This is a genomic window from Chryseobacterium sp. CG10_8, assembly GCF_058117085.1.
Window position 1 is genome coordinate 1 of record NZ_JBYVEB010000149.1, and the last position, 5,098, is coordinate 5,098.

A 5,098-nucleotide genomic window follows, 5' to 3' on the forward strand; every position below is an offset into this window, starting at 1 on the left:
TAAATCAAACATAAATCAATCAAAAAATGAAAAAAATATTTGTCATCAACGGAGGTAAAAGATTTGCACATTCAGGTGGAAAGTTCAATGAAAGTTTAGTGAATTGGGATAAATCGTTCTTCACGCCAGAAAATGGATTTGAATTAACTGTAACCGATATCAACGAGGCTTATAATCCTGAAGAAGAGGTGAAAAAGTTTGTGGAATCAGATATTGTCATCTATCACACGCCGATTTGGTGGTTTGGTTTGCCGTATCCTTTTAAGGAGTATTTGGACACGGTTTTCACCGCAGGACACCGAAAAGGAATTTATTATAGTGATGGTCGTAAGAAAGAAACGCCCGAAATCAATTACGGAACTGGTTGCGAATTACACGGCAGAAAATATATGTTGACCACAACTTGGAATGCGCCAGAAACTGCATTCACATTACCCGGAGAATTTTTCAATGAAACCAGTGTGGATGATGGTGTGATGTTCGGTTTTCATCGAATGAATGCTTTTACAGGAATGGAACCTTTGGAGAGTTTTCACTTCCACGACCTTGAAAAAAATGCAACGCCTGAAAGAATTAAAGAATATAAAAACCAATATTTGCAACATTTGGAGCAAATGGTAATGGTAAACGCCTAAATATTAAAAGATGAAATTTTTAAAATCCATGTTAGGTGCAGTAGCAATGGTATTAGCATTGGCTTCGTGCAGTTCAACAAAACAAGCAACTACAAAAACTGAAACTATGAAACCGAAAATATTATTCGTGGTGACAAGCCACGATACCAAAGGAAATACAGGAGAGAAAACAGGCTATTATTTAGGCGAGGTTTCGCATCCTTGGGAAGTCTTGACAGAAGCGGGTTACGAAATCGATTTTGTGAGTCCGAAAGGTGGAAATCCTCCTGTTGATGGATTTGATTTGAAAGACGAAGTCAACAAAAAGTTTTGGGAAGATGAGGTGTATCATCAGAAAATAATCCATTCTATGAAACCGAACGAAGTGAAGCCAGAAGAATACAAAGCTATTTTTTATGCAGGAGGACACGGTGCGATGTGGGATTTGCCTTATAATGATGAAATTGCAAAATTGGCTTCAAAAATTTATGAAAATAATGGTGTAGTTGGAGCGGTTTGTCACGGTCCTGCCGGTTTAACCAATATTAAACTGAGTAATGGCGAATATTTGGTGAAAGGTAAAAAAGTGAATGGTTTTACCAATGAGGAAGAAGAAATTGTAAAGTTGACCAATGTTGTTCCGTTTTTATTGGAAGATAAATTAATTGAATTAGGAGGCGTTTATGAAAAATCTGAGCCTTGGCAAAAACATGTAACAATTGATGGTAGATTGATTACGGGTCAAAATCCACAATCAGCAAAAGGTGTTGGCGAAGCGATTCGTGATGCTTTGAAATAAGCTAAAGGAAATTTTTGTGATGCATCATCTATTTGTAAATTTGTTCAATGGATGATGCATTGCTTTTGCTCCGAAAACAAATAGAAGAAATTGTTTCGCTAACCGATGAAGAATTTAGGTTGGTGCAACAATTTTTTACTTTAAAATCAATTTCCAAAAAAGAATTTTTAATCAAAGGAGGTACTCCTGTTCTTAGCGAATTTTTTGTGGTAAAAGGTTTGCTTAAAGCCTTTATGGAAGATGATTTGGGTAAAGAATACATCGTTCAGTTTGCGATGGAAAATTGGTTGATTTCCGATTATCCTGCCTATAAAATTCAAGGAAAGGGAGAAATTTGCGTTCAGGCTTTGGAAGATTGTTTGGTGTTTGAACTTTCAAAATCTAACAAAGAAGCCTTATGTCAGCAATTACCAAAGATGTATCAATTCCATGGAACTAAGGCATTCAACGGTTTTGTAGCTCTTCAAAAGCGAGTTTTATCTTTAATGAAAAGTTCGGCTCAAGAAAAATACGATTTGCTTTTAGAGCAATACCCAGCTTTATTTCAAAGGGCTTCCAAAACAACAATTGCTCATTATTTAGGGGTTTCGAGAGAGACGTTGAGTCGATTGTCGAAGAAATAAATTGCTCATAAACCTGATACCTAATTTTACAAAGAAATTTAAAATATTCAGAAAATGATTTTTATGATTGATTGATACTGTCCATTAAAGCAAACTTATTATAAATGCAAAAGTCTGCCTTTTTGTATGGCAGACTTTTTTCGTTGTGAGAAAATTTTTTGTAATGTTTTTTAATTTCCTGCTACTGTTTTTATTTCCCTAGTTGATTGTTCATCATTGCAAAGAACTCTTCATCTGTCATTTTCTTTCTAGTGTCAAGTAAAAAATTGGCATCTTCTCCTGCTCGATAACGTAGTTGAGTTGTGCCATCGGTTACGGCATTAAAAATAACTTCAGCTACTAAACTTGGTGGCGAAACGGTATTGTTTGGGTTTTGCCATTGTTTCATAAGAGCATTGATGATTGGTTGGTAAGCTTCAATATCTCCAGCTTGAAAATCGAAAGAACGACCTCCAAAATCGGTTGCTATAAAACCAGGTTCAACGATTTTTACTTTTACACCTATTTCAGCCATTTCATAATAAAGCGATTCTGAAATACCTTCTACAGCAAACTTAGTTCCGTGATAAAGCGAACCTAAAGCGAATGTCATTTGTCCGCCAATAGAAGAAATATTTACGATAACACCATTTTTATTTTCTCTAAAATGAGGAATGATAGCTTTAGTAACATCCATTAATCCAATGACATTGGTATTGAATTGTTTTACAATATTTTCCCTTGGGAAAGATTCTAAAGGTCCATAAGCACCATAACCGGCATTGTTAACCAAAGCATCAATTTTTCCGAATTTTGATATTCCGTTTTGAATGGCTTGGTTGATGGAATCCAAATTGAGTACATCCAGTTTTTCCAGTTGAACATTCTCTAATTGATTAAGTTCCGTTTCTTTTTCCGGTGAACGCATTGTGGCGATGACATTCCAACCTTGCTTTTGGAAATGGATAGCTGTTGCTTTACCAATGCCACTACTTGCACCAGTTATTAAAATCGTTTTGTTCATCTTAAATTTTATTTAGGTTCAGTAAATTTTCTACACCATTTGCAGTGTAGATTGCTTTTGTTGTTTCGTTCAACGCTTTGTTGTATTGCTCAATCGGTTGTTTCAATCCTGAAAAATCGACAACGGTTCTAAAAGGTTTTTCACCAAAAGGAGTATTTACCAAAGCGACAACTGCTTCTGCCACTCTTTCGGGTCTTTGTTCAGGAATTGATTCTACATAAGCAACGTAACCATTAATTGATGCTTCGGGTAAATTTGCCATTTCTCCATATTGTGTCAATCGCTCTGCATCGCTTGGTGTAATCATTCCGCTCATAAAACCTGTTGGAAATCCGCCCGGTTCAACGATGCACGATTCAATCCCAAACCCTGAAAGTTCTGCTCGATAACCCTCTGCTAAAGATTCTAAGGCATATTTTGAAGCACAATAAGACGCGAGAAATGGTGTGGTTACTCTACCAATACAGCTTGATGTGTGGATGATGGTTCCTTTTCCTTGTTGTCTGAGGAATGGCAAAACAGCTCTCATCAAGCGTTGCACTCCGAAAACATTGACATCAAACATTTTTTGAATATCATTCGTAGTAAAACATTCCAATATTCCGTTGGCTCCGATGCCTGCATTATTGAAAACGGTGTCCAAACCGCCCATTAATTCTATAGCTGAATTTACGCCTGTAGTAACACTTTCTTCATTGGTCACATCCATCTCAACCAAGGCAACACCTTTTGACTTTAATTCGTTGGCGATAGCTTCATTTTTACCTTGAAACGAACGCATGGTTCCTACCACTAGATGTCCATTTTCTGCTAATTGAATACATGCTAAACGACCAAATGCTCCGCTTGCTCCTGTAACTAAAATTTTGTGTCTCATCTTTTTTTAATTTTATTGATTTGATGGAACAAATATCCGACTGATAAAAAGTTCTCATGCACACAAAAAAAGGAAGTTTTAACACAAATCGCAGAAATAATAAAGGAAGCAAAATCGCTTCCTTTATTTTAATTCAATTGCCTGTATTCTTGGGGAGTTGTACCCGTTTTTTGTTTAAATAACCGACCAAAATAATGAGGATAATTAAAGCCAAGTGCGTAAGCAATCTCGTTTATTGAGTCAGTCGAATTTAATAGTATATGTTTTGCTTTGCCTATTAAGAAATCATTGATATGGTCTTTGGCAGAGCGCCCAGTTTCTTTTGCCAGCACATCACTCAAATAACTTGCAGATAGATGACATTGGTCTGCCAAATATTGAATGCTCGGTTGTCCATTTTCGATAAGTTGGTTTTCGGAATAGTTTTTTAATAACATTTCTACTTTAGAAACCACATCAATATTAGTAGCAGAACGAGTATTGAATTGCCTTTCGTAAAATCGTTTGCTGTAATTAAGTAATAATTCAATATTAGAAACCAATACTTGTTGACTGTGATTATCTATTCGTTCTTTGATTTCATCCTGAATGAGTTGAACAATTTGATTTAAGGTATTTTGCTCATTTTCAGAGAGGTGTAAGGCTTCGTGAACTTCATAATTGAAAAAATTGTACGAATCAATCTTTGAACCAAGATTTGTATTTCGAATGAGGTCAGGATGAAAGTATAGCATCCAGCCTTTTACTTGATTCAGTTCCTGTGTTTTTTTAACTGTAATAACTTGTTTCGGTGCCGTGAAAATGAGGACACCATCATCAAAATCATACGAATTTCTTCCGTAATCGATACCACAACTTGAATCTTTTAAGGCTATACAGTACAAATCAGAAGAAAAGCGTTTCCCTACGGTTTCTTCTCCGTAAGCGAGTTTTTCGGTATCCAATACGGTTATTAAAGGATGAGTAGGTTTTTCTAATCCAAAAACCAACCGAATTTCTGTAATTGATTTGGAATGGATAATCTGTTCGCTCATTTCACTTCTTTTCGCAAATCTATTACAATGTTTTGAGCTTCATTAACACAAATCGCTGATTGATTAACACATTTCGTTTTAAATTGGATGAAAAAGGCATTTTATTTAATTTCGAATGAATTCGTGAATACAATACTAAAAAAAAAAA

6 protein-coding genes are annotated in these 5,098 nt (G+C 35.5%); 3 read left to right on the forward strand and 3 right to left on the reverse strand.

From position 1 onward, the window contains the following. Positions 1 to 26 precede the first annotated feature (26 nt). Genes AC4AGG_RS15190 through AC4AGG_RS15200 form a run of 3 tightly spaced genes read left to right on the forward strand, consistent with a single transcriptional unit; the run spans position 27 to position 2,036 of the window. Positions 27 to 635, forward strand: a complete 609-nt coding sequence (locus tag AC4AGG_RS15190) for an NAD(P)H-dependent oxidoreductase (protein ID WP_489772862.1) — start codon at positions 27 to 29, stop codon at positions 633 to 635. A gap of 10 nt (positions 636 to 645) precedes the next feature. Further along, a complete protein-coding gene (locus tag AC4AGG_RS15195; RefSeq protein ID WP_489772863.1) occupies positions 646 to 1,413 on the forward strand; it encodes a type 1 glutamine amidotransferase domain-containing protein in 768 nt (255 codons plus the stop codon). Positions 1,414 to 1,460: 47 nt separating this feature from the next. Further along, positions 1,461 to 2,036 (forward strand): Crp/Fnr family transcriptional regulator, encoded by a 576-nt coding sequence (locus AC4AGG_RS15200; protein WP_489772864.1) that lies wholly within the window; start codon positions 1,461 to 1,463, stop codon positions 2,034 to 2,036. Positions 2,037 to 2,226: 190 nt separating this feature from the next. Here the strand turns inward: AC4AGG_RS15200 and AC4AGG_RS15205 are convergent, their stop codons facing one another. The 3 genes from AC4AGG_RS15205 to AC4AGG_RS15215 all read right to left on the reverse strand — a co-directional run bounded on the left by AC4AGG_RS15205 (position 2,227) and on the right by AC4AGG_RS15215 (position 4,950). After that, the gene (locus AC4AGG_RS15205) at positions 2,227 to 3,039 is read right to left on the reverse strand and encodes an SDR family oxidoreductase (protein ID WP_489772865.1); all 813 of its coding nucleotides are present in this window, start codon (positions 3,037 to 3,039) and stop codon (positions 2,227 to 2,229) included. 1 nt (position 3,040) lies between these two features. Next, positions 3,041 to 3,916: an SDR family oxidoreductase gene (locus tag AC4AGG_RS15210; RefSeq protein ID WP_489772866.1), complete on the reverse strand. Its 876-nt coding sequence runs from the start codon at positions 3,914 to 3,916 to the stop codon at positions 3,041 to 3,043. A gap of 128 nt (positions 3,917 to 4,044) precedes the next feature. Beyond that, positions 4,045 to 4,950, reverse strand: coding sequence for a helix-turn-helix domain-containing protein (locus AC4AGG_RS15215; protein ID WP_489772867.1), 906 nt, complete (start codon positions 4,948 to 4,950; stop codon positions 4,045 to 4,047). Between the last annotated feature and the right edge of the window lie 148 nt (positions 4,951 to 5,098).